Here is a 22,748-nt window from a genome sequence, read left to right as displayed (position 1 = left end):
AATCGACCCCTTGTTCCGACCTGGATCAACCGCCGGTCAGGAAAAGGTTCGCGGTTGCACAATTTTCCCCGGTCCCATTCAAGACTAACCAGTCACGACCGATAGCCCGGCAAGTCATGTTTTGTCGCTCTTTCCCCACTTGCCTGGATCCTGCTCTCCATGTCCCTACGCAACATGAATATCGCACCGCGCGCGCTTCTCGGCTTCGCGCTCATCGGCCTGCTGATGCTCGGCCTTGGTATCTTCTCCCTGGTACAAATGGGCAACATCCGCCAGGCGGGCGTTGCCATCGAGCAAGTCAGCGTGCCCAGCATCAAGATCCTCGACGAACTCACCGCGCTGAACCTGCGCATGCGCACGCTTTCCTACCGCCTGCTGCTCAACCGCGAGCCGGCAACCCAACGCGATACCCTCGATCTGCTGGACCAGCGCAACAGCCAGATCGACCGCGCACGCCAGGCCTACCTGCCAATGATCGTCGCCGCCGACGAACAGGCAGCATTCGACCAGTACGGTCAGTTGCTCAACCAGTACCGCCAGCTGGAATCGCGCATGCGCACACTGAGCCAGGCCGATCGCCTGGACGAATTGCGTGACCTGCTCAACCGCGACCTGCTGGCCAACTCCGAGCAGATCAACAAGGTCATGGACACCTTGGTACGCATCAACACTGACCAGACTCGCGCCACCAACGAAAAAGCCGCCAACCAGTATGCCGGCGCTTTCGCCCTGGTGATCGGCCTGCTGGTTGCCGCCACCGTACTGACCTTCGCCTGTGCTTTCCTGCTGACCCGCAGTATCGTCAAGCCGATCGAAGAAGCACTCAAATGCGCCGAGCAAGTCGCCGACGGCGACCTGACCCACGTCATCCGCGCAGAGGGCACCGACGAAGCCGCCCGGCTGTTGCGCGCCATGGCGCGCATGCAGGACAAGTTGCGCGATACCTTGCAGCAGATCGCCGGCTCCGCCACCCAGCTGGCCTCGGCGGCAGAAGAGTTGAATGCCGTCACCGACGAAAGTGCCCGTGGCCTGCAGCAGCAGAACAATGAGATTGAACAGGCCGCCACTGCTGTCACCGAAATGACCAGCGCAGTGGAAGAAGTGGCGCGCAATGCCGTAAGCACATCAGAAGCGTCCAGTGAAGCCAGCCGCTCCACCGGCGATGGTCGTGACCTGGTGATGGAAACCGTGGGTGCGATCGAGCGCATGAGCGGTGATGTGCAGGCCACCGCCAAGCTGATTACTCACCTGGCCGAACAGTCGCGCGACATTGGCAAGGTGTTGGACGTGATCCGTGGCCTGGCCGACCAGACCAACCTGCTGGCGCTCAACGCAGCCATCGAAGCCGCGCGGGCCGGTGAGGCGGGCCGTGGTTTTGCCGTGGTCGCCGATGAAGTGCGGGCATTGGCCCATCGTACACAACAGTCGACCAGCGAAATCGAGCGCATGATCGGCAGCATCCAGGGCGGTACGGAAGAGGCGGTAGAATCGATGCGCACCAGCACCGAGCGCGCGGAGTCGACACTGAACATCGCTCGTGGCGCAGGCATGGCACTGGACACCATCGCCGGCGCGGTGGCGCAGATCAACGAGCGCAACCTGGTGATTGCCAGTGCGGCGGAAGAGCAGGCCCAGGTGGCGCGGGAAGTGGACCGCAACCTGGTGAACATCAATGACCTGTCGGTGCAGAGTGCTACCGGGGCGCATCAGACCAGTGCGGCGAGTGCCGAGCTGTCGCGTCTGGCGGTAGACCTCAATGGCCTGGTAGCCCGGTTCCGCACCTAGAAGCATTCGCGGGCGTGCCCGCGAAGAATCCAGACTGGCCACTGGATCAGTAATCGATCCGCACATCCCCTTTCGGCACACTGCAGCACGACAGGATGTAGCCCTCGGCCTCGTCATCTTCGGTGATGCCGCCGTTGTGCTCCATCTCTACTTCGCCGCCCAGCTTGAGCACTTTGCACGTCCCGCAAATACCCATGCCACAGGCTTTCGGGATCATCAGGCCGACCTTGGCCGCGGCCGCATGCACGGTCTCGCCCGGGGCGATGCGGATACTCTTCTCGCTGCCGATGAACTCCACCAGATTGAGGTCGGAAACGTCCAGCTCAGGTGCATCGGCCGCCTGCTCGGCGTGCTCCACGGCGTCGGCTTTGGCTTCCGCCGGCGTCGCGCCGAACGACTCCTCGTGATAATTCTTCATGTCGAAGCCGACCGCTTCAAGCATGCGCTTGACCGCCGTCATGTACGGCGTCGGGCCGCAGCAGAACACAACGCGCTCCATGTAGTCCGGCGCAATCAGTTCCATCAGCCGCTGGTTCAGGTAACCGCGGTAACCCGCCCACGGCTCGCCCAGGCCATGCTTTTCGCAAATGATGTGCAGGCTGAAGTTGGGGATGCGCGACGCCATCTGTTCCAGCTCGCGGTGGTAAATGATGTCTTTCGGCGAACGGGCGCTGTGGACGAACACCATGTCGACGTTGGCATTGGTGTCGTAGAACCAGCGCGCCATCGACATCACTGGGGTAATACCGACGCCGCCCGACAGGTACAGCACCTTGCCAGCAGGGAAGTCGATGGCGTTGAACAGCCCCACCGGGCCGTGCACCGGCAGCTCGGCGCCTTCGTGCATGGTGTCGTGCAGGAAGTTCGACACCAGGCCACCCGGCACACGCTTGACGGTGATCGAGAAGCTGTAGGGCACTGACGGCGAACTGGAGATGGTGTAGGAGCGCATCACGGGCTTGCCTTCGATCTCCAGCTCCAGGGTGACGAACTGCCCTGGCTTGAAGAAGAACATGATCGGCTGGTCGGCCATGAAGCAGAAGGTGCGCACGTCCCAGGTCTCCTGGATGACCTTGACGCAGCGCACGATGTGGCGGCCGTTGGCCCAGGTCTGGGTAGTGACCGGATTGAGGAAGGTATCGGACATGTTCATCTCCAGCGGCCGACTATCGGGCTTTATATGGCTTGGATAATGCGCAAGCTGAGAGCGACGTACATTCCTGCCAGCGACATCGGCGTGCTTATCGCGACCAGCCCCGCGATACAAGGGCTGGCGCGTCGTTATTCAAATCGGCCATGTCGCCCATGGATACGGTTCGCGGCGTCTTCGGACGCACACTCCACGGCAAAACAACATGCTGTTTTCTGACAAGCAGCCTTGCGGCACCACAACAACGATTAGCCACCTTTTGCCGGCCGCATACGGCCCCGAGGAATACACGATGGACGTCACCGCAACCCTGAGCCTGGGCGATCCACTGGAACCTGCACGCAAGGCCACCGCCGAGATGCTGCAGACCCGCGAGCGAACCTACTCGCTGCCCCAGCCTTTCTACACCGACGAGCGTCTGTTCCAGATCGACATGCAGGAGATCTTCCACAAAGAATGGCTGATCGCCGGCATGACCTGCGAGATCCCGGCGAAAGGCAACTACATCACCCTGCAGATCGGCAAGAACCCGATCATCGTTATCCGTGGTGCCGAAGGTAAGGTGCACGCCTTCCACAACGTCTGCCGTCACCGCGGTTCACGCCTGTGCGTCAGCGACAAAGGCAAGGTGGCCAAGCTGGTCTGCCACTACCACCAGTGGACCTACGAACTGGACGGTCGCCTGCTGTTCGCTGGTACCGAGATGGGTGCTGACTTCGATATGAACCAGTACGGCCTCAAGCCCGTGAACGTGAAGGTGGCCGGCGGCTACATCTTCATCAGCCTGGCGGAAAACCCGCCCGCCATCGACGAGTTCCTGGCCACGCTCGAGCACTACATGGAACCGTACGACATGGAGAACACCAAGGTGGCGGTGCAGACCACCTTGATGGAAAAGGCCAACTGGAAACTGGTGCTGGAAAACAACCGCGAGTGCTACCACTGCTCCGGTTCGCACCCGGAACTGCTGCAAACCCTGCTGGAATGGGACGATACCAACGACCCGCGTGCCAGCCAGGAATTCAAGGACCACGTGGCCGCCTCCGCCGCTGCCTGGGAAGCCGAGAAGATCCCGTACCTGCACAAGAGCCACGGCCTGCGTAACCGCATCGTGCGTATGCCGCTGCTCAAGGGCACCGTGTCGATGACCATGGACGGCAAGCAGGCCTGCCAGAAGCTGATGGGTCGCATCAAGAACCCGGACCTTGGCTCGATGCGCATCCTGCACCTGCCGCACTCGTGGAACCACTGCATGGGCGACCACATGATCGTGTTCACCGTGTGGCCGATCAGCGCCCAGGAGACCATGGTCACCACCAAGTGGCTGGTGCACAAGGATGCCGTCGAAGGTGTGGACTACAACCCCGAGAACATGCGCAAGGTGTGGGACGCCACCAACGACCAGGACCGCCGTCTGGCGGAAGAGAACCAGCGTGGGATCAACTCCACCGCGTACCAACCCGGCCCGTATTCGAAGACTTACGAGTTTGGTGTGGTGAACTTCATTGACTGGTACAGCGGGCGGATGCTGAACAACCTGGGAGCAGAGCCGGCGGCCTACCTGAAAGAAGTGCAGGCTCAGTAAACAAAAACGCCCTGCCGCAAAAGATGCACTTTGCGGCAGGGCGTAACCTCATAGCAGTCGGCTCACTGTGACTGACTACGCGGTCGCCGTATATTCAACGCTTGTGAAGGCGGCGAAGCACCCGCAATTCTCCGCTGCCGTATTCTTTCATTGATGTCATACACGACATTCTGATTCGAAGGGGTCACGGGTGGCCTACCAGTTGGAGTGACAACTTCCAGCACGAACTCGTGCGGCATTGGCGCCTCGGGTAAGCCTCCCGTCATCAAATTCCAATTCGTCTTGATCTGATTCAATGGGCGGCTCCCCGGCCCAATCGCTGCGTTGATCGCTCGCGTGAGCGTTGCTGCAGCACTGATTGCCGTACCCACGTTCGCGCCAAAAATAGCGCTCGGCACCCCTGCGTACAATGCCGCGGAGCTTCCTAAGCTCAGTATGGAACCGAAGGTGCTCACTCGTGTGGCATTAAGGCCTATCCAGGTTTCAGGCGTAGGTCCGAGAAAGTTATAAGCAATCGTCGCTCCGTTCGACAGCATACCTAAACCACGCAGCATAAAGCTCCCAAGATCAATACTATGGCCACTGGGATCGACTCGGTTAACCGGATCACCAGCGCAATACGCATAACCGTTCACCCCCCCTGCCCCAAAAGGACTGAAGGAGTCTGGGGCTTGAAACCGCATCAATGCCGGGTTGTAGGCACGATAACCGTTACCCAAGTGATAGCAACCCGTGAACGGGTCTCGCCGCTCGCCGTTGAACGCAAGTACACAAGCTCCACGATGCGTTCGATAGCCATAGGGTGAGTATCCGTTGACAACTGCAGGCATAAGGGTCATGTGGATAACTCCTGGAATGGTTCTATGGAGGATATCCAGCCGCCGCGTACTCAAACACTGGCAATTCTGTCAGTGCCCACAGGTATCAATCGGATTCAAGCAGATGGTCAATTTTTGATCGAAACAACGGAGCCCTTGTTTTTAAAGGGCTACAGTGCACTCCGTACAACTTGTCCACAGAGACACTAACAGACTTTGTGAGCAAAACACGGAGCCGACAACTGTCGTTCTGTGGATAAGCGGTTCAAAGCTCTGATAATCAAGAATTCGAGACTTCTGACCCACCTTGATCGTTTTTTAATCATTTCTTCGCAAGCCACGCCCTACGCGTACTCCAGCTACTGCCCAACAGATTATCCACAGAGCAGCTAACAGCGATTGTGGGCAATACGAGCTGGAGGCATGCATATCCGTGCCTGACGAGCGGTGTGATGGGTCCGGCAAGGACTTATGCACAGGTAGAATGTGCGTCTGGCAGATGATCGGGGCGCCCTTGTGGAAGCGGGCTTGTCCCGTGGAGCAGGAGACCCAGTGCCTGGCACCGGCTGCGCCGGTGTTGGCGGGGCATGCCCGCCCGCACTCGGTCACTGGAAAATCAGTAATTTAGCGTTGCTCCAGGAGAACGCCTTGCCGGGGAGTGCATGAGCCTTTAGCGCAGCACGCCCTCTTCCACCAACAGCTTGAGGATGGCTTCGGCGCCTTCCTGTGGCGAAACGTCCTTCAGCACCTTGCCACCACCGCCACTGGCCTTGGCCGTCGCGGCCTTCATGCGGTCGGCGCCACTCTTGGCCTTGATCACCTTCAAGCGCTTGGGCCTTGGACGGGCCGGTTGCAACTCGGCTTCAGCCAACAGCTCATCTTCGACAATGGCCACATTACGCGCCGCCAATACCCCCCGGCGCGCAGGCCCAAAAGCGCTCTGGCGTGGCTTGGGCGCAGCGTTATCCACAGTCGCCAGCAATGGCAAACGCACCTTCAAGCGACGCCGCTGACCACGCGGCAAAGCCTGCAACACCTGCGCGGTGCCGTTGTCGATCGACTCCACCTCAGCCAACCCGACAATCAGCGGCCAACCGAGCTTTTCGGCCAGCAGGAACGGCAACATGCCCGAACCCTCGCCAGTCTCGGCCTGGCTGCCAGTCAGCACCAGTTGGGCCCCGGCGTCGCGCAGATAATCGCCCAGCACGCCCAGCACATCGGCACCGGCCGGTTGCTCCAGCACGTCCAGGTGGTCCAGGCCCATGCCCAGGTAAGCGCGCAACGCCTCTTCCTGTGGATCGCCAGCATGCACCACCTGCAAGTTATCCCCAGCCAGCTGCAAACCCAACTCCACGGCACGGGCATCCTGCTCGGCGCGGCGGGCGCGGCCAGAGCTGGGGTGGGCACCAATGGAAACCAGGCTGATCACTTTCGTACTCATGCTCGTGCCCTTATGCCGCGTCGCGCTGGCCGCCGCTGCGGAAGTTGTCCACAGCCTCGATCAGCGCCTTGAGAATCGCCGAGCTGTCGCCAATCACCGACAGGTCAGCCCGTTTGATCATGTCGCAGCCTGGATCCATATTGATCGCCACCACCTTGTCGCAGGCACCGATACCCTGCAGGTGCTGGATCGCGCCCGAGATACCCACAGCCACGTAGACACGCGCGGTAACCCAGGTGCCGGTAGCCCCCACCTGGCGATTGCGCGGCATGAAGCCGTCGTCCACCGCCACCCGCGAGGCACCTTCGGTAGCGCCGAGGGCTGCGGTGGCTTTGTGGTACAGGTCCCAGTCCTTGACACCGTTGCCGCCCGAGACGATGAACTCGGCTTCGGCCATGGCAATGGTGGCCGGGTCGACGGCCACCGAGCCAAGGTCTTCGATGCGCGGCAGGCTGCGCACCACGCTTGTGGACAACTCCACCGGCAGCGCTTCGTGACGGGTTTCGCTGACCGGCTCGGCGCACTCGGCCGCCGCCAGGATCAGGCGCGGCACAGTGCGTTGCAGGTCTTGCTGGCCGGCACCGGCGCGACCAATGCACTGGCCGTCCTTGATCTGCCATACCCGCGTTGCCGGGCGCTCGCCCAGCGCGGCGCCCAGGCGCCGACCCAGTTCACCGCCACCGGTGCGGCTGTCGGGCAGCAGCCAGTGGCGCGGCGCGAACTGGTTATCCACAGCCCGCAGGCCCTGCACCAGTTGCTCCGGTGCATAACCTTCAAAGGCCTCGCCTTCGATAACCATCAGGCGGTCGACACCGGCTGTGGAAAAGTTGCTTTCCTTGTGCTCGTTAAACACCACGGCCAGCACCGCCCCGTCGCTGCCGGCCAGGCTGTGGGCCAGGCCAAGCAGGTCGCGGTCGTGGCTGCTCAGGCGGCCGCCAACCATGTCCGGCACAACGGCAATGTAGAACGCCGGCGCCGCCACCTGGTGCAGTGGCAACTTGACCTCGACTGTTGCCGTGCGCCGCCCGCCCGCGCCGGTGCCCTGCTGGGCGCCGCTGCGGTCGATACGCTTGATGCCGGCCGGGCCGACAAAGCCCGCGGCAATCGCATGTGGGTTCTTGCGGATGATACCGTTAGGCCCCATCCAGCTGGTCTGTTGCGTCTGCATCGCGGCATGCAGCGGGTGCAGACGGTTACGGGCGATCCACTCGGCGCGTGGGTCGCGGCGGATAATGTCGCTCATCAGTGCACCTCCGCAGGTTCACGTTTAGCCGTTTGCGGCTTTGGGACAGTGGATGCGTCCTCCTCGATCAGCACGTCGGCCACCAGTTCGGCCAAGTCCTTGATCTGTGGGCGCGGCTCGACAACGCCTTCAAGCATGGCGGTGCACTGCGGGCAACCCACGGCTACCAGCTCGGCCTCCGTCTCACGGATGTCGTCCATGCGCATATCGGGAATACGCTGCTTGCCAGGGATGTCAGTGATCGGCGCACCGCCACCACCACCGCAGCAACGGGAACGGAAGCCCGAACGCTGCATCTCGCGCACCTCGATACCCAGCGCCTTGAGCACTTCGCGCGGGGCTTCGTACTCGCCGTTGTAGCGGCCCAGGTAGCACGGATCGTGGTAGGTGACGCTGCCGCCCTTGTGCTGGCCAAGGTTGAGTTTCTTGGCCGCGATCAGTTCGGCGATGTAGGTGCTGTGGTGCTGCACCTGGTAGTCACCGCCCAGGGCGCCGTATTCGTTCTTCAGCACATGGAAGCTGTGCGGATCGCAGGTGACGATACGCTGGAACTTGTATTTGGCCAGAGTCTGGATGTTGCGCTTGGCCAGTTGCTGGAAGGTCGCCTCATCGCCCAGGCGGCGCGCCACGTCGCCGCTGTCGCGCTCTTCCAGGCCGAGTACGGCGAAGTCCACACCCGAGGCTTTCAATACTTTGACAAACGAACGCAAAGTGCGTTGGTTACGCATGTCGAAGGCACCATCACCGACCCAGAACAACACTTCGGTCGCTTTCACTTCAGACAGCAGCCGCAGATTAAGGTCGGCAGCCCAGTTCATGCGCCCGCCGGGGGCGAAGCCGCCGGGGTTGTCGGTGGCGATCAGGTTGTCCAGCACCTCGGCGCCCTTGTTCGGGGTTGCGCCCTTTTCCAGGGTGAGGTGGCGGCGCATGTCGACGATGGCATCGACGTGCTCGATCATCATCGGGCACTCCTCGACGCAGGCACGGCAGGTGGTGCAGGACCACAGCGTTTCGGCGTCGACCAGGCCATTGACGATCGGCTGGTGTGGATTGCCACCGTGTTCGCCGATTGGTTTGCCAGGGTATGGGCTACCGGCAAATTGCGCGTCAGTGCCACCGGCAAGGCCGATGACCATGTCCTGGATGAGTTTTTTCGGGTTCAGCGGCTGGCCAGCGGCAAAGGCCGGGCACATGGCTTCACATTTACCGCACTGCACGCAGGCATCGAAGCCCAGCAGCTGGTTCCAGGTGAAGTCCACCGGCTTTTCCACGCCAAGGGGTGCGTTCGGGTCTTCCAGGTCCAACGGCTTGAGGCCGGTGGAGCGGCCGCCGCCGAAGCGATCGGCACGGCGGTGCCAGGCCAGGTGCAAGGCACCGGCGAAGGCGTGCTTCATCGGGCCGCCCCAGGTCATGCCAAAGAACAGCTCCGACACACCCCACAGCACGCCCAGGCCCAGAACGGCGACCATCACCCAACCACCCGTGTTGGCCGGCAGGATACCGGCGACCGGCAGGGTGGCAATGAAGAAGCTCACGGCGAACGCCAGCAAACTCTTCGGCAGGCGCATCCACGGGCCCTTGGACAGACGAGAGGGCGGGTTCAGGCGGCGTTTGAAGACAAAGATGGCACCGGTGAACATGATCACCGTGGCTACCAGCAGTGCATAGCCGAGGATCTTGCTCTGCAGGCCAAAACCATGCACCAGAATGGCCAGCACAGCAGACAGCACAAAGCCGCCCGCAGTGGCCACGTGGGTCTTGGACATGTATTTGTCGCGCTCAACCACATGGTGCAGGTCCACCAGGTAGCGGCGCGGCATGGCCAGCAGGCCGCCGATCAGGTTGACCTTGGACGGCCGGCCACGGCGCCACATGCGCACCCGGCGCAAGGCACCGAGCACTGCCAGGCCAAGGGCAGCGAACAGCAGGATGGGTAGAAGGGTGTTCAACATGGGAGACTCCCACAAACAGCTGGATTCTTGCGCCGACCAGAGGGCGGGACTGGCCCCATGTAGGAGCAGGCTCACCCGCGAATGCGTCCGGTCAGGCAACAGTGTTGTCAGTGCTGACGCATTCGCGGGTAAACCCGCTCCTACAGGGATCGCGCCCGATGGCGGCGACTGTTAACGATCAGAAGTCCTTGCACAGGCGCAAGGCGTCGTAGATCGCCGCATGCACGTTGCGCTGGGCCACGCAGTCGCCGATGCGGTACAGCAGGTAGCCTTCGCCCGGCTGGCTCAGGATCGGCTGTGGCTTGATGGCGAACAGCGCCTCCACGTCGATCTGGCCCTTGTTGCGCGAACCTTCCTTGAGCGCGTAGTACAGCTCTTCGTCAGGCCGCACGCCGTTCTCGACCACTACCTGATCGACCACGCGCTCTTCCTTGGCGCCGGTGTATTCGTTCTCCAGTACCGCCACCAGCTTGTCGCCTTCGCGGTAGACCTTTTCCAGCATCATGTCGCCGGTCATGATCACTTCTTTGGGGTACATGCTGCGGTAGTAGGTGGGGAAGGTGGTCCCCCCCATGGCCACGCCTGGCTTGATGTCGTCGGTGACGATCTCGACCTGGCTGCCCTTGTCAGCGATGAAGTCGGCGACCGACATACCGGTGAATTCGCAGATGGTGTCGTACACCAGCACGTTCTTGCCCGGCGCTACCTTGCCATCGAGCACATCCCAGCTGCTGACCACCAGCCCTTCAGCGGCACCCCAGTGCTCGTTCTGCTCCAGGAACGAGTGCCCACCTACGGCCAGCACGATGACGTCCGGGCGCAGGTCCTGGATCGCGGCCACATCAGCGGCAGTGCCCAGGCGCAAGTCGACTTTCAGGCGAGCCAGCTCAAGCTGGTACCAGCGGGTGATACCGGCAATCTGGTCACGCTGCGGGGCCTTGGCGGCAATGGTGATCTGCCCGCCAATCTGGTCCCTCTTCTCGAACAGGGTCACGTCGTGGCCGCGTTCAGCAGCCACGCGGGCCGCTTCCATGCCGGCAGGGCCTGCGCCAACCACCACCACCTTGCGCTTGACGCCGGTGGTCTTCTCGATGATGTGCGGCACACCCATGTACTCACGGGAGGTCGCGGCGTTCTGGATGCACAGCACATCCAGGCCTTGGTACTGGCGGTCGATGCAGTAGTTGGCACCGACGCACTGCTTGATCTGGTCGATCTGGCCCATCTTGATCTTGGCGATCAGGTGCGGGTCGGCCATGTGCGCACGGGTCATGCCGACCATGTCCACGTAGCCGCCCTCAAGGATGCGCGTGGCCTGGTTCGGGTCTTTGATGTTCTGCGCGTGCAGCACCGGGACCTTGACCACTTCCTTGATACCGGCTGCCAGGTGCAGGAACGGCTCCGGCGGGTAGCTCATGTTGGGGATGACGTTGGCCAGGGTGTTGTGGGTATCGCAACCCGAGCCGACCACGCCGATGAAGTCGAGCATGCCGGTGGCGTCGTAGTAGGCAGCGATCTGCTTCATGTCCTCGTGGCTGAGGCCATCAGGGTGGAACTCGTCACCACAGATACGCATGCCCACGCAGAAATCGTCACCCACTTCGGCGCGCACAGCTTTCAGTACTTCCAGGCCGAATTTCATGCGGCCTTCAAAGGTACCGCCCCATTCGTCGGTACGTTTGTTGACCCGTGGGCTCCAGAACTGGTCGATCATGTGCTGGTGCACCGCCGACAATTCCACGCCGTCCAGGCCGCCCTCTTTGGCGCGACGCGCAGCCTGCGCGTAGTTGCCGATTACCCGCCAGATCTCTTCCACCTCGATGGTTTTGCAGGTGGCGCGGTGCACAGGTTCGCGAATGCCCGATGGCGACATCAGCGTCGGCCAGTTGAAGCCGTCCCAGCGCGAGCGGCGGCCCATGTGGGTAATCTGGATCATGATCTTGGCGCCATGCTTGTGCATGGCGTCGGCAAGGTTCTGGAAGTGCGGGATGATGCGGTCGGTCGACAAGTTGACCGATGCCCACCATTCCTGCGGGCTGTCGATGGCAACCACCGACGAGCCGCCACAGATGGCCAGGCCGATGCCGCCCTTGGCCTTCTCTTCGTAGTACTTCACATAGCGGTCGGTCGTCATGCCGCCGTCAGTGGCGTAGACCTCGGCGTGCGCGGTGCTGAGCACACGGTTGCGGATGGTCAGTTTGCCGATCTGGATCGGCTGGAACATTGCTTCGAATGCCATGACGCTATCTCCGGCTTACAACGGCTTTGTAACGAACAGGCCATCTTCGTGGCCTTCTTCCGACCCGCCATAGACCTGTTCGGCCACGGTGCGGATCTTGCTGCCGCGGGCAGCGAGAATCTGGTCCATCGCGCCAGCGAACCAGCCGGTGAACATGTAGTCGACCTTGCGGCCGCACTTGCCATAGACGTACACGAACGCAGAGTGCTTGAGCTTGACGCTGCAGGTACCTTTATCCAGGTCGATATCCTGGATCTCGAACAGACCCCAGCCACGCTGGCTCAGGCGCTTCATGTAGTGCTCGAACACCGCCACGCCTTCCAGGCCATGGCACTCGGCCTCTTTTTCACACCAGTGCCAGGCGGACTTGTAGCCAGCCTTGTAGAGGATTTCGGCATAGGCGTCGGCGCCCAGCACTTCCTCGATGCCCATATGGTTATTGACGAAGAAATGACGAGGCACATACAGCATCGGCAAGGCGTCGCTGGTCCAGACACCGGTCTCGCTGTCGACTTCGATTGGCAATTGCGGGGCGATTTTGGCCATGGAAACTCAACTCCATAAAATTTTTTTGTGGGTGCCCCGGCGTTGCTGGCAGGGGCTATCAGGCTTGGAGAGCGGCTTACTCGCCCCAGACATCCTTGAGGACGTTGACCCAGTTCTCGCCCATGATCTTGCGCACCACACGCTCGGAGTGGCCGCGTTTCAGCAAGGTCTCGGTGAGGTTGGGGAATTCGCCGACAGTGCGAATGCCCAGCGGGTTGATGATCTTGCCGAAGTTGGTCAGGCGGCGGGCGTAGCCCTTGTCATGGGTCAGGTATTCGAAGAAGTCCTGGCCGTGCCCCTGGGTGAAGTCGGTACCGATACCGATGGCGTCTTCACCGACGATATTCATGGTGTACTCGATGGCCTCGGCGTAGTCATCGATGGTCGAGTCAATGCCTTTGGCCAGGAACGGCGCGAACATGGTGACGCCAACGAAACCGCCGTGATCAGCGATGAACTTCAGCTCTTCGTCCGACTTGTTGCGCGGGTGCTCTTTCAGGCCCGAGGGCAGGCAGTGCGAGTAGCACACCGGCTTTTTCGATTCGAGGATGACTTCTTCGGAAGTCTTGGAGCCAACGTGGGACAGGTCGCACATGATGCCGACACGGTTCATCTCGGCAACGATCTCGCGACCGAAGCCGGACAGCCCGCCGTCACGCTCGTAGCAGCCGGTGCCCACCAGGTTCTGGGTGTTGTAGCACATCTGCACGATGCCCACGCCCAACTGCTTGAACACGTCCACATAAGCGATCTGGTCCTCGAACGCATGGGCGTTCTGGAAGCCGAAGAGGATGCCGGTCTTGCCCAGTTCCTTGGCCTTGCGGATGTCGGCGGTGGTGCGCACCGGCATCACCAGGTCGCTGTTGTCGCGGATCAGCTTCTGGCTGGACGCGATGTTGTCGACGGTAGCCTTGAACCCTTCCCAGACCGACACCGTGCAGTTGGCCGCAGTGAGGCCGCCTTTGCGCATGTCTTCGAACAGCTCGCGGTTCCATTTGGCGATGATCAGGCCATCGATGACGATGCTGTCGGCGTGTAGTTCGGCTGGGCTCATCAGGCTGTCCCCTTTTATAGAGTTGGGTCGCGCCAAACCTTCTGCCGGCGCTTTGAGGCCAGCATATGCCTGTGCCCCGAGGCGCCCCGGTGCAAAAACGACAGGGGGTTTGCCGAAAGCGTCAATGCGCGACAAGAGCGCGTCTGGCGCGTGTTCCGGGGATGCGAGACAGTCTCGATAACGACATTTGCGGCCGGTACATGAACATTTGGTCAGGGAGCTACCACCTGGCCTCTGGCTGAGCGAGAATCCCTGCGATTCGACAGCCTGTTGAGGAGAAAACGGATGAAATCAATGGCATGGCTGGTGCTGCTGGCCATCGTGAGCGGGGCCCAGGCCAGTGAGGACGAAAGCACACCTTGCGACAATGTGGAGACCGACCAGCAAACCTTCGCCTGTGCAGCATTCAACAAGCAGGTCGCCGAGCGTGAGCTGCAGTCGGCCTACGACGACCTGGTCGCGCGCATGCGTGATCAGTTCGGCGACGAGGCAGGCCTGATGTCGCGAATAGAGGCAGCCGAGAAAGTCTGGAGCCAACTGCGCGATGCAGACTGCAAGGTCGAAACCCATGCTGAACAACCCGGCAGCAGGGCCTACCAGATCGCCTGGAACAGCTGCATTGCACAGCGCAGCGATGAGCGAGCCGAGTATTTGCGCAGCCTGGGCGCGCAAAACAGTGACGAGCCAGCACCCGAAGATTGATCAGCACGTGCGAGTGAAGGATCAACTCCAGAGGAACAACGTGCCGCTGATGCCCCCTGCGTAATTGCTCGATAGTGCCCCCAGACCACGTGCTCACCATGTGTGTCTTGGAACTCACAACTATCAAGGAATTACAAAGTGGCTGACATCAAAGTTGAAATGGAAAAAATCCGCAAAGAGGGTCAAGAGCGCGTAGCCGCTACCGGCCAGACCATCTGCGTCTTCGCTGACAATGTCCCTGCCAACATTGCAGAAGACATCCTGGCCGGCATGCGTTTGATGACCGAACTGGCCAACAAGAAGTTCGACAAGGAGACCCAGCAGCGCGAGTGGTACAACTTCTACAACGATGGCCTGATCAAGTTTGGCTGGACCATGACGGGCGCAGCACATGCCGAAGATGCCATTGATGAGGACAACCTGACCCTGGCAGAGCTGATTACCAAGTCCGTCACCATCAGCGTCTCCGCGGACCCTCGTCGCGCCGCCTGCGCCAGGCGTGTTCTGCAAATTGTCGTGCAGAAGCCGGAAGTCAAGGCGCACCTGGAAAAGCACAGCCATAGTGAATCCGGCAAATCGAGCAACTTCGTGGTCGCCCAGTGCGAAATGACGCCACAAGGCCTGCCGGCGATGCACATGACCAGCTTCCAGGCCAGCTACGACTCGAAAGTCGAGCGTGAAGGCGCCCTGACCCGCAAGGTCGACAAAACCTCTACCCGCGTTTATCGCGCTTCGCAACAAGGCACGTTCAGCGTTCGTCACTTCGACGCTGCACGTGATCTTGTGAATGAGAAGATAAAAGGCGACATCGCCGCGTTTCTCGCTATCTGATTAGCGAGACCGGGTACCAGCTCTCTGGTACCCGGTTCTGGTCATCTGCATCCATCAAGGAGCAATGCCACATGGGCGATACGAACCTGGATACCCGTGTATTCGAGGAGCGGCTAAGCATCAAGCCTGCGCCCTGGCTGACACTTGAGACATGGGAAGACTTGCAGCTATGCCTGCGTTATTCACAAGCAGTGGCCAATGAAAAATTCTCGATGGAGACCCAGCCTCAGCAATGGTTCACTGTCGCTCTCGCCACCTTGCAATCATTGAAATTCACCCTGTTCGAACACACTCATAAAACCATCGTGTATGAGCCGCACTTGCTTGCATTAAGCGATGTTTACAGTGGCTATCTACCCCCGCCCCGCGAGAAAGGACCTTGGTTCAAGAGCCTCGAAGAAAATGTTCAAGCCGCTCTGCAGTCGGCCGGTACGCGTACCTTCACCGTCATGAACGCCTCTTCACATCTCAGTATCGAAATGGACCATGAAGGGGACCAGGTCCCGGTTGCGATCCTGTTTTATGCCTATTGCGTTACCGACCCGGTCGAGCCCACCAGAAAGTTGAACCTGATATTTGACCACCTGGGTGCACGCTTCAATGCAGCGGATTTCGCCCCGCTTCGCAAAGATCTGCAAACAAGGAATCGCGAAAAGCTAAGGGCCATCCTCGAGCGTGAACTGGATTGAAGCTCATTTTGTACCGCTGGGCCGTCGCTCCTCCCGCGGGCACCGTCCAAACCTCAGCTTGTAGCGCCGCGTGAAATAGGATGGCAGTTCAAACCCGCACGCAAGGCTGACTTCAGTCACCGACATGTCGGTCTGGGCCAACAGCTGGCGCGCCTTGTCCAGCCGTAACCCGAGATAGAAACCGCTCGGGGTTGCATCAAGGTGCATGCGAAACAAACGCTCCAGTTGACGCCGTGTCACCTTGATCGCGGCAGCCAGTTCCAGCGTACTCAACGGTGGCTCGATGTGTTTTTCCATTTCGCCAATGGCATGGACCAGCTTCTTGTTGCTGATGCCATAACGCGCACCGATCTGCATGCGCTGGTGGTCCTGGCGCTGACGGATACGACCCAGCACGAACTGCTCCGACACCTTGACCGCCAGTTCGCTGCCGTGAGACTGGGCAATCAGGTGCAGCATCAAATCGATCGAGGCGGTTCCGCCGGCACAGGTGATACGGCTGCGGTCAATCTCGAACAGCTCCTGGGTGGCTTGAAGGCCTGGATAGCGTTCCTTGAATGCCTCAAGCGCCTCCCAATGCAATGTCGCCCGGTAGCCCTCGAGCAGCCCTGCCTCGGCCAGCACCATTGCGCCCGTGTCGATGCCACCGAGCATGACAGCTTCGTGGTTGAGCCGGCGCAGCGCATGCAGCAGTTTGGGTGCGACATTGGCCAGTGGCTCAAAGCCCGCAACCACCAGCAGGATGTTGGCCGGCTCTCCTTCCCCCAGGGCGGCATCGGCATTGATCGACATGCCATTGCTCGCCAGCACCGCCTCACCGTCCAGGCTAAGCACCTGCCACCGGTACAACTGCCCGCCAAAACGATTGGCCACCCGCAGCGGCTCCACCGCCGAAATGAACCCCATGGCGGAAAAGCCGGGCACCAACAGAAAGGCAATCGTCTCCATCATCCCCTCCTCCACAGAAACTGGTCGCCCAGGTGCTAATTCCTGTCGCTAGCGTGCGCTTGGGCAAGGTAGCGCCAGCGTAGCGTATTCACACGGTCCGCAGAGGCCGCCCTCAATAACAATATGCACTGCCGATGGAGAGCCACCATGCACAGCTTGATCCGCCGCAGCCTGTTGTCCCTTGCCCTGAGCAGCATCATTGCCACCCCGCTTTTCGCCGCCGAGCCCGCCGCCTGCAAAAACGTGCGCCTTGGCGTGGTCAACTGGACCGACGTCATTGCCACCAGCGCCATGGCCCAGGTACTGCTCGACGGCCTGGGGTACCAGACCAAACAGACCAGTGCCTCGCAACAGATCATCTTCGCCGGCATACGCGACAAACGCCTGGACATGTTCCTGGGTTACTGGAACCCGATCATGACCCAGACCATTACCCCGTTCGTCGATGCCAACCAGGTCAAGGTGCTGGACAAGCCAAGCCTGGAGGACGCGCGCGCCACCTTGGCCGTGCCGAAATACCTCTACGACAAGGGCCTGAAGACGTTCGCCGACATCCACAAGTTCGAGAAAGAGCTGGGCGGCAAGATCTATGGCATCGAACCGGGTTCCGGCGCCAATACGCAGATCAAAGCGATGATCACCAAGAACCAGTTCGACCTGGGCAAATTCCAGCTGGTCGAGTCCAGCGAGGCCGGCATGCTCGCCGCCGTCGACCGCGCGGTGCGGCGCAAGGAGGCCGTGGTGTTCTTCGGCTGGGCGCCACACCCGATGAACGTGAACATCGACATGGCCTACCTGGGTGACAGCCAGGATGCACTCGGCCCTGACGAAGGCCGTGCGACGGTGTGGACGGTGACGGCGCCGGACTACGCCGAACGCTGCCCCAATGCCCACCGCCTGCTGGCCAACCTGAAGTTCAGCGCCGAGGACGAGAGCCGCATGATGCAGCCACTGCTTGACCACAAAGACGCGCTGGAATCGGCCCGCCAGTGGCTCAAGGACCACCCCGAGGACAAGGCGCGCTGGCTTGAGGGTGTGACCACCTTCGATGGCAAGCCGGCTGCGGACAACCTCAAGCTTACCGCCAACTGACAGGGCCCTTTCGCGGGCACGCCCGCTCCCACAGGTAACGCGTTCGCCAGGGCCATCACGGCTCCCTGTAGGAGCGGGCTTGCCCGCGAAGAGGCCAGCATTGACCATACAAGGAACCCGCCATGAACCACGACGTCATCATCACCTGCGCCCTCACCGGCGCCGGCGACACCGCCTCGAAAAGCCACTTGGTCCCGGTCACCCCCAAACAGATCGCCGAATCCGCCGTGGAAGCTGCCAAAGCAGGCGCCACCGTGGTCCACTGCCACGTCCGCGACCCGCAGACCGGCCGTTTCAGCCGTGATGTAAACCTCTATCGGGAAGTCATGGAGCGTATCCGCGAAGCTGACGTGGACATCATCGTCAACCTCACCGCCGGCATGGGCGGCGACCTGGAAATCGGCCCGGGTGAAACGCCGCTGGCGTTCGGCCCGGGCACCGACCTGATCGGCCCGCTGGAGCGCCTGGCCCATGTCGAAGCACTGTTGCCGGAAATCTGCACCCTCGACTGCGGCACCCTCAACTTCGGCGATGGCAACTCGATCTACGTGTCCACCCCGGCCCAACTGCGCGCCGGTGCCAAACGCATTACCGAACTGGGGGTGAAGGCCGAGCTGGAAATCTTCGACACCGGCCACCTGTGGTTCGCCAAGCAAATGATGAAGGAAGGCCTGCTTGAAGACCCGTTGTTCCAGCTGTGCCTGGGCATCCCGTGGGGCGCACCGGCCGACACCACCACCATGAAGGCCATGGTCGACAACCTGCCTGCCAACGTCACCTGGGCCGGCTTCGGCATCGGCCGCATGCAGATGCCCATGGCCGCGCAGGCCGTTTTGCTCGGCGGGAATGTGCGGGTGGGCCTGGAAGACAACTTGTATCTGGACCGTGGCGTGCTGGCCAGCAATGGCCAACTGGTGGAACGCGCAAGCGAGATCATCACCCGCATGGGTGGCCGCGTGCTCAGCCCGGCAGAAGGCCGGGAAAAAATGAACCTCAAGCGCCGCTGATCCTTTCAGGAGACCGATATGCCCTTCATTACCGAGATCAAGACCTTCGCCGCCCTGGGTAGCGGCGTGATCGGCAGCGGCTGGGTCGCCCGCGCCCTGGCCCATGGCCTGGACGTGGTGGCCTGGGATCCCGCGCCCGGCGCCGAACAGGCACTGCGCAAACGTGTCGCCAACGCCTGGCCGGCACTGGAAAAACAAGGCCTGGCCCCTGGCGCATCGCAAGACCGCCTGAAGTTCGTGACAACCATCGAGGAATGCGTGCGCAACGCCGATTTCATCCAGGAAAGCGCACCAGAGCGCCTGGACCTCAAGCTCGGCCTGCACGCCAAAATCAGCGCCGCAGCCAAGCCTGACGCAATCATCGGCTCAAGCACTTCGGGCCTGCTGCCCAGCGAGTTCTACGAGTCGTCCACTCACCCTGAACGCTGCGTCGTCGGCCACCCGTTCAACCCGGTGTACCTGCTGCCGCTGGTCGAGATCGTCGGCGGCAGCCGCACCTCACCCGAGGCCATTGAAGCTGCCAAAACCATCTACACCGCCCTCGGCATGCGCCCACTGCATGTGCGCAAGGAAGTGCCAGGCTTCATCGCCGACCGCCTGCTCGAAGCGCTCTGGCGCGAGGCCTTGCACCTGGTCAACGACGGCGTTGCCACCACGGGCGAAATCGACGACGCGATCCGCTTCGGCGCAGGCTTGCGCTGGTCGTTCATGGGCACATTCCTTACCTATACCCTGGCCGGTGGCGATGCCGGCATGCGCCACTTCATGTCACAGTTCGGCCCTGCCCTGAAGCTGCCCTGGACGTACCTGCCAGCACCGGAACTGACCGACAAGCTGATCGACGATGTGGTGAGCGGCACTTCCGAGCAACAGGGCGAGCGCAGCATCGCTGCACTGGAGCGCTACCGTGACGACACCCTGCTGGCGGTACTGGAAGCGGTGAAGTCCAGCAAGGCCAGCCACGGCATGTCGTTCAGCGATTAAGGAGACCAAGATGCCTGCTCTGATCACCTACCGCACCACGGTCCAGGAGGACTGGGTCGATTACAACGGGCACCTTCGCGATGCCTTCTACCTGCTGATCTTCAGCTACGCGACCGATGCCCTGATGGAGCGCATTGGCCTGGACGCCGACAGCCGCGGGCAAAGCGGTAATTCGCTGTTCACGCTGGAGGCGCACATCAATTATCTGCACGAGGTGAAGCTGGGCACCGAGGTGTGGGTGCAGACGCAGATCATCGGCTTCGATAAAAAGCGACTGCACTTGTATCACAGCTTGCATCGATCAGGTTTTGACGAGGCGTTAGCCGCCAGTGAGCAATTGCTTTTACATGTGGACCTGGCGGGGCCAAAGGCCAAGCCTTTTGGAGAATTCAGCACCAATCAACTACAAAGCGTGGTCGATAGCCAACGGGATTTACCAACGCCAGCCTTTACAGGCCGTGTGATAAAGATTCCTGGTTGATACCAACGAGAGCAGCCAGACCATGGCTGCTCGCTAGTGTGGTGTTTTGCAAATACGGCCAATAACTCGCGAGCGATTTTTGCGCTCAGGCAAGGCGTCGCGACGAGTCGTAGCCCAGCTACGGCGAGGAGCGACAACGCCGCATGAGCGCAAAAAGCGCCGCGAGTTATGGTCGTTATTTGTGAAATACCACACTAGGCCTCGGTTATTGTGGGATATCGAGATTTATCCAACTTTGGTACCTACCGTTATCACATGCCAGTAACTCAGGCCCCGGCCTCAAGCTGGGCTGAGAGCCTAGGCAAAGGTTGCGGTTATAACTCTGTATTTTCAAGGTGTGATCGGGCTGCGCTGATACCATCCAGAGAAGACCATCTTTGACTGTTGCGGGGCATGGCTCAGCCAAAACATAATTGTCAGCGCGCGCGACCATACAATTACCGCCCGGCGCCACAATCCTGAACGTACCCGCATCGCCCCACGGCTCTAAGGTCCACTTCTGCTGCGGGCCAGGAGAGCACGCGACGAACTGGATATTTGACCCGGCAAAATCCTGCAAGCAGGGGTGAGGGGAACCTTGCTCCAGCCGACCTTTATTTTTAAGCACGCCCGGCATGGGAGGGTAGAAACTCTCTATACTTGCCCTACGCTCGTTGATCGCGCGGGCGACATCATGATGTGCGACAGTACCCAGAGGTTGTCCTTGATAACTCAGCCGCGGATTGGAGTAAAACGGTACTCTCGGACATGTCGGGCTACAGTCATAAGACATCTGAGTTCGGAACCTGAGGTTCCCCCCATCCGGACCGTAGCGATACCCATGAATATAAGTATCCGTTTGCCCATCCCAGTTATGAACCATGCCAAAGTTGTGGCCAATCTCGTGGCCTAACGAGGTAATGCAACTAATCGCCGAAAAGCCTTGCGTCTTATTACTCGACGGCTTACCCGCGCCGCAGAGCTCATTATTGGCAACGTACATCGAAACTAGATCTGCCCTGAGCTCCACCCTTTTGGCATTGACAGCGGGATTGTTATATTGAACCTCATTGAGCAGCGTTCCAAAGTCTTTCCCCTCTTCGTCAATAGCAGAATCTATAAACCCCGCAAACTCGTAAGTAATATTCACCTTGCTGTTTTTTGCAATTTGATTTACATCCTGCAACCCTAACATCAAATCAGCACGATAGTTTGGATTTTTCGCGCGAGACTGAACGGTACTTACAAATAGCAGTCTTATTATACTGTAGGCAGACGAGACCTGCTGCGGTTCTTCTAGAGCAGGATATACCGTATTCTCAACTTCTACGCCCCGTGCATCTTCAGAGGGCAGCTTTGACTCGTCAACCTTGATCAGCACGTGCATACCTGAACCGATATAAACCAATCGGTACCGCTGGCCACCCACCAAAAAATTGCCTGCCAGCTGATTATCAAGACGGACGATTGACATATAGTATTTAGGATCGAAATCAATTTCTCCTTCCGACCCCGAGTGGCCTGCCTTCCACTGTGAAGGCTGATAGCCAACCCATCCTTCATACCCATCAGCCAAGGCATTGAAGTTTCTCCGATTAAACTTTTCAGCCTTTCGATCCGGTAGTGTTATAGCGATGTTTTCAGCGTTCCCCCCAATCAATGACGCCTCAACCTTCACTAGCGTGAATTCTTCATTAGCGGGGTCGGCCAACAACGTTTTCAGATAGCCTTTTGCTGTTTTCTGAAGCATCTGGCGGTTTTGAGTAGGCTGCAGTGTAAACAGCTGCGGAACAACACTGCCAACAGTGCTCATTGACGGGGTAGATGACGAACATGAAGCCATTATCAAAGTCGCGCCTAGGACAATGATCATGCAGATATTCTTTTTCACATTTTCCGCTCCTGTGGAATCCATCTTCCACAAAAGAGCACAGACTTCTGCAGTCCGTCACCTGACATAAATGCTAGGTGTATGTATAGGGGAGTCTGGCGGAATAAAAATAACCCCGGAAAGCCGTGAGCTACCGGGGCCAAGAGCGAGCAACATCCACTGTGCGTGAGCGAGGGTGACCAAACCCTCTGTACCGTGAATGGCTTCAGTGTGCGTGCTTGCCTGGCAGGGGATTTAGTCGTAAACGACCTGTTCTTAGCCAAAGCAGCCATGGCGACATTCTGTCCTTGCGAGGCTGTCGCACACGTCACAGAATCGGTCGTAAATCACA

The 22,748-nt window shown here is 60.2% G+C and carries 19 protein-coding genes and 1 pseudogene; 10 read left to right on the top strand and 10 right to left on the bottom strand.

Annotated elements, in window-relative coordinates; translation table 11 throughout:
- Positions 1–159: 159 nt before the first annotated feature.
- Together LMH93_RS29750 and LMH93_RS29745 are read left to right on the top strand one after the other, a co-directional pair.
- A pseudogene (locus tag LMH93_RS29750) lies at positions 160–930 on the top strand (MCP four helix bundle domain-containing protein); the annotation flags it as partial.
- The gene (locus tag LMH93_RS29745) at positions 913–1,785 is read left to right on the top strand and encodes a methyl-accepting chemotaxis protein (protein WP_404943662.1); all 873 of its coding nucleotides are present in this window, start codon (positions 913–915) and stop codon (positions 1,783–1,785) included. The pseudogene LMH93_RS29750 and the gene LMH93_RS29745, both read left to right, overlap by 18 nt.
- 46 nt (positions 1,786–1,831) lie before the next feature.
- On the opposite strand, the gene gbcB is transcribed toward LMH93_RS29745, so the two are convergent.
- The gene (gene gbcB, locus LMH93_RS01770) at positions 1,832–2,932 is read right to left on the bottom strand and encodes a glycine-betaine demethylase subunit GbcB (protein WP_003255691.1); all 1,101 of its coding nucleotides are present in this window, start codon (positions 2,930–2,932) and stop codon (positions 1,832–1,834) included.
- 295 nt (positions 2,933–3,227) lie between these two features.
- Here gbcB and gbcA point away from each other — a divergent pair, with 295 nt between their 5' ends.
- Entirely contained in the window at positions 3,228–4,520 is a 1,293-nt protein-coding gene (gene gbcA / locus LMH93_RS01765; RefSeq protein ID WP_047603174.1) for a glycine-betaine demethylase subunit GbcA, read from the top strand.
- A gap of 62 nt (positions 4,521–4,582) precedes the next feature.
- Here the strand turns inward: gbcA and LMH93_RS01760 are convergent, their stop codons facing one another.
- The 7 genes from LMH93_RS01760 to LMH93_RS01730 form a co-directional block, all read right to left on the bottom strand.
- On the bottom strand, positions 4,583–5,359 hold the full coding sequence (locus LMH93_RS01760) for an RHS repeat-associated core domain-containing protein (RefSeq protein ID WP_230064794.1): 777 nt from the start codon (positions 5,357–5,359) through the stop codon (positions 4,583–4,585).
- Positions 5,360–6,008: 649 nt separating this feature from the next.
- Positions 6,009–6,779 carry an electron transfer flavoprotein subunit beta gene (gene etfB / locus LMH93_RS01755; protein ID WP_003255694.1) on the bottom strand — a complete coding sequence of 257 codons (771 nt, stop codon included), beginning with the start codon at positions 6,777–6,779 and terminating at the stop codon, positions 6,009–6,011.
- A 10-nt stretch (positions 6,780–6,789) separates the two neighbouring features.
- Positions 6,790–8,022: an electron transfer flavoprotein subunit alpha gene (etfA, locus tag LMH93_RS01750; protein ID WP_230064793.1), complete on the bottom strand. Its 1,233-nt coding sequence runs from the start codon at positions 8,020–8,022 to the stop codon at positions 6,790–6,792.
- Positions 8,022–9,974: a dimethylglycine demethylation protein DgcB gene (gene dgcB / locus LMH93_RS01745; protein WP_004575952.1), complete on the bottom strand. Its 1,953-nt coding sequence runs from the start codon at positions 9,972–9,974 to the stop codon at positions 8,022–8,024. Before dgcB ends, etfA begins: the two co-directional genes overlap by 1 nt.
- A 178-nt stretch (positions 9,975–10,152) precedes the next feature.
- Positions 10,153–12,213 carry a dimethylglycine demethylation protein DgcA gene (gene dgcA / locus LMH93_RS01740; protein WP_003255697.1) on the bottom strand — a complete coding sequence of 687 codons (2,061 nt, stop codon included), beginning with the start codon at positions 12,211–12,213 and terminating at the stop codon, positions 10,153–10,155.
- Positions 12,214–12,228: 15 nt separating this feature from the next.
- Positions 12,229–12,759 carry a DUF5943 domain-containing protein gene (locus LMH93_RS01735; protein WP_003255698.1) on the bottom strand — a complete coding sequence of 177 codons (531 nt, stop codon included), beginning with the start codon at positions 12,757–12,759 and terminating at the stop codon, positions 12,229–12,231.
- 76 nt (positions 12,760–12,835) lie between these two features.
- Positions 12,836–13,813 carry a dipeptidase gene (locus LMH93_RS01730; RefSeq protein WP_003255700.1) on the bottom strand — a complete coding sequence of 326 codons (978 nt, stop codon included), beginning with the start codon at positions 13,811–13,813 and terminating at the stop codon, positions 12,836–12,838.
- A gap of 285 nt (positions 13,814–14,098) precedes the next feature.
- Here LMH93_RS01730 and LMH93_RS01725 point away from each other — a divergent pair, with 285 nt between their 5' ends.
- The 3 genes from LMH93_RS01725 (at position 14,099) to LMH93_RS01715 (ending at position 16,035) form a co-directional block, all read left to right on the top strand.
- Entirely contained in the window at positions 14,099–14,515 is a 417-nt protein-coding gene (locus LMH93_RS01725; protein WP_003255702.1) for a lysozyme inhibitor LprI family protein, read from the top strand.
- 138 nt (positions 14,516–14,653) lie between these two features.
- Positions 14,654–15,346: a hypothetical protein gene (locus LMH93_RS01720; RefSeq protein ID WP_003255705.1), complete on the top strand. Its 693-nt coding sequence runs from the start codon at positions 14,654–14,656 to the stop codon at positions 15,344–15,346.
- Positions 15,347–15,417: 71 nt separating this feature from the next.
- The gene (locus LMH93_RS01715) at positions 15,418–16,035 is read left to right on the top strand and encodes a hypothetical protein (RefSeq protein ID WP_014755073.1); all 618 of its coding nucleotides are present in this window, start codon (positions 15,418–15,420) and stop codon (positions 16,033–16,035) included.
- 3 nt (positions 16,036–16,038) lie between these two features.
- On the opposite strand, the gene LMH93_RS01710 is transcribed toward LMH93_RS01715, so the two are convergent.
- Positions 16,039–16,986: a GlxA family transcriptional regulator gene (locus LMH93_RS01710; protein ID WP_011953245.1), complete on the bottom strand. Its 948-nt coding sequence runs from the start codon at positions 16,984–16,986 to the stop codon at positions 16,039–16,041.
- 144 nt (positions 16,987–17,130) lie between these two features.
- Here LMH93_RS01710 and choX point away from each other — a divergent pair, with 144 nt between their 5' ends.
- The 4 genes from choX to LMH93_RS01690 all read left to right on the top strand — a co-directional run bounded on the left by choX (position 17,131) and on the right by LMH93_RS01690 (position 20,547).
- Entirely contained in the window at positions 17,131–18,075 is a 945-nt protein-coding gene (choX, locus tag LMH93_RS01705; protein WP_070096868.1) for a choline ABC transporter substrate-binding protein, read from the top strand.
- A gap of 122 nt (positions 18,076–18,197) precedes the next feature.
- Entirely contained in the window at positions 18,198–19,082 is an 885-nt protein-coding gene (locus tag LMH93_RS01700) for a 3-keto-5-aminohexanoate cleavage protein (RefSeq protein ID WP_003255710.1), read from the top strand.
- A gap of 18 nt (positions 19,083–19,100) precedes the next feature.
- Positions 19,101–20,066: an L-carnitine dehydrogenase gene (locus tag LMH93_RS01695; protein WP_173879254.1), complete on the top strand. Its 966-nt coding sequence runs from the start codon at positions 19,101–19,103 to the stop codon at positions 20,064–20,066.
- A gap of 10 nt (positions 20,067–20,076) precedes the next feature.
- The gene (locus LMH93_RS01690) at positions 20,077–20,547 is read left to right on the top strand and encodes a thioesterase family protein (protein WP_047603179.1); all 471 of its coding nucleotides are present in this window, start codon (positions 20,077–20,079) and stop codon (positions 20,545–20,547) included.
- Positions 20,548–20,752: 205 nt separating this feature from the next.
- On the opposite strand, the gene LMH93_RS01685 is transcribed toward LMH93_RS01690, so the two are convergent.
- Positions 20,753–22,417, bottom strand: a complete 1,665-nt coding sequence (locus LMH93_RS01685) for a reprolysin-like metallopeptidase (RefSeq protein WP_223817354.1) — start codon at positions 22,415–22,417, stop codon at positions 20,753–20,755.
- Between the last annotated feature and the right edge of the window lie 331 nt (positions 22,418–22,748).

Source organism: Pseudomonas sp. CIP-10 (assembly GCF_020911845.1).
Lineage (GTDB): Bacteria > Pseudomonadota > Gammaproteobacteria > Pseudomonadales > Pseudomonadaceae > Aquipseudomonas > Aquipseudomonas alloputida.
Note: the sequence above shows the minus strand (reverse complement) of the source record. Positions and strands in the feature narration are given on the sequence as shown.

Excerpts from the sequence above, each read along its gene's own strand:
- etfA (WP_230064793.1), bottom strand. The coding sequence starts at position 8,022 with ATGAGCGACATTATCCGCCGCGACCCACGCGCCGAGTGGATCGCCCGT.
- LMH93_RS01715 (WP_014755073.1), top strand. The coding sequence starts at position 15,418 with ATGGGCGATACGAACCTGGATACCCGTGTATTCGAGGAGCGGCTAAGC.
- LMH93_RS01730 (WP_003255700.1), bottom strand. The coding sequence starts at position 13,813 with ATGAGCCCAGCCGAACTACACGCCGACAGCATCGTCATCGATGGCCTG.
- LMH93_RS01690 (WP_047603179.1), top strand. The coding sequence starts at position 20,077 with ATGCCTGCTCTGATCACCTACCGCACCACGGTCCAGGAGGACTGGGTC.
- LMH93_RS29745 (WP_404943662.1), top strand. The coding sequence starts at position 913 with ATGGCGCGCATGCAGGACAAGTTGCGCGATACCTTGCAGCAGATCGCC.
- dgcB (WP_004575952.1), bottom strand. The coding sequence starts at position 9,974 with ATGTTGAACACCCTTCTACCCATCCTGCTGTTCGCTGCCCTTGGCCTG.
- choX (WP_070096868.1), top strand. The coding sequence starts at position 17,131 with ATGCACAGCTTGATCCGCCGCAGCCTGTTGTCCCTTGCCCTGAGCAGC.
- LMH93_RS01725 (WP_003255702.1), top strand. The coding sequence starts at position 14,099 with ATGAAATCAATGGCATGGCTGGTGCTGCTGGCCATCGTGAGCGGGGCC.
- LMH93_RS01700 (WP_003255710.1), top strand. The coding sequence starts at position 18,198 with ATGAACCACGACGTCATCATCACCTGCGCCCTCACCGGCGCCGGCGAC.
- etfB (WP_003255694.1), bottom strand. The coding sequence starts at position 6,779 with ATGAGTACGAAAGTGATCAGCCTGGTTTCCATTGGTGCCCACCCCAGC.
- dgcA (WP_003255697.1), bottom strand. The coding sequence starts at position 12,213 with ATGGCATTCGAAGCAATGTTCCAGCCGATCCAGATCGGCAAACTGACC.
- LMH93_RS01695 (WP_173879254.1), top strand. The coding sequence starts at position 19,101 with ATGCCCTTCATTACCGAGATCAAGACCTTCGCCGCCCTGGGTAGCGGC.
- LMH93_RS01760 (WP_230064794.1), bottom strand. The coding sequence starts at position 5,359 with ATGACCCTTATGCCTGCAGTTGTCAACGGATACTCACCCTATGGCTAT.
- gbcB (WP_003255691.1), bottom strand. The coding sequence starts at position 2,932 with ATGTCCGATACCTTCCTCAATCCGGTCACTACCCAGACCTGGGCCAAC.
- gbcA (WP_047603174.1), top strand. The coding sequence starts at position 3,228 with ATGGACGTCACCGCAACCCTGAGCCTGGGCGATCCACTGGAACCTGCA.
- LMH93_RS01735 (WP_003255698.1), bottom strand. The coding sequence starts at position 12,759 with ATGGCCAAAATCGCCCCGCAATTGCCAATCGAAGTCGACAGCGAGACC.
- LMH93_RS01710 (WP_011953245.1), bottom strand. The coding sequence starts at position 16,986 with ATGATGGAGACGATTGCCTTTCTGTTGGTGCCCGGCTTTTCCGCCATG.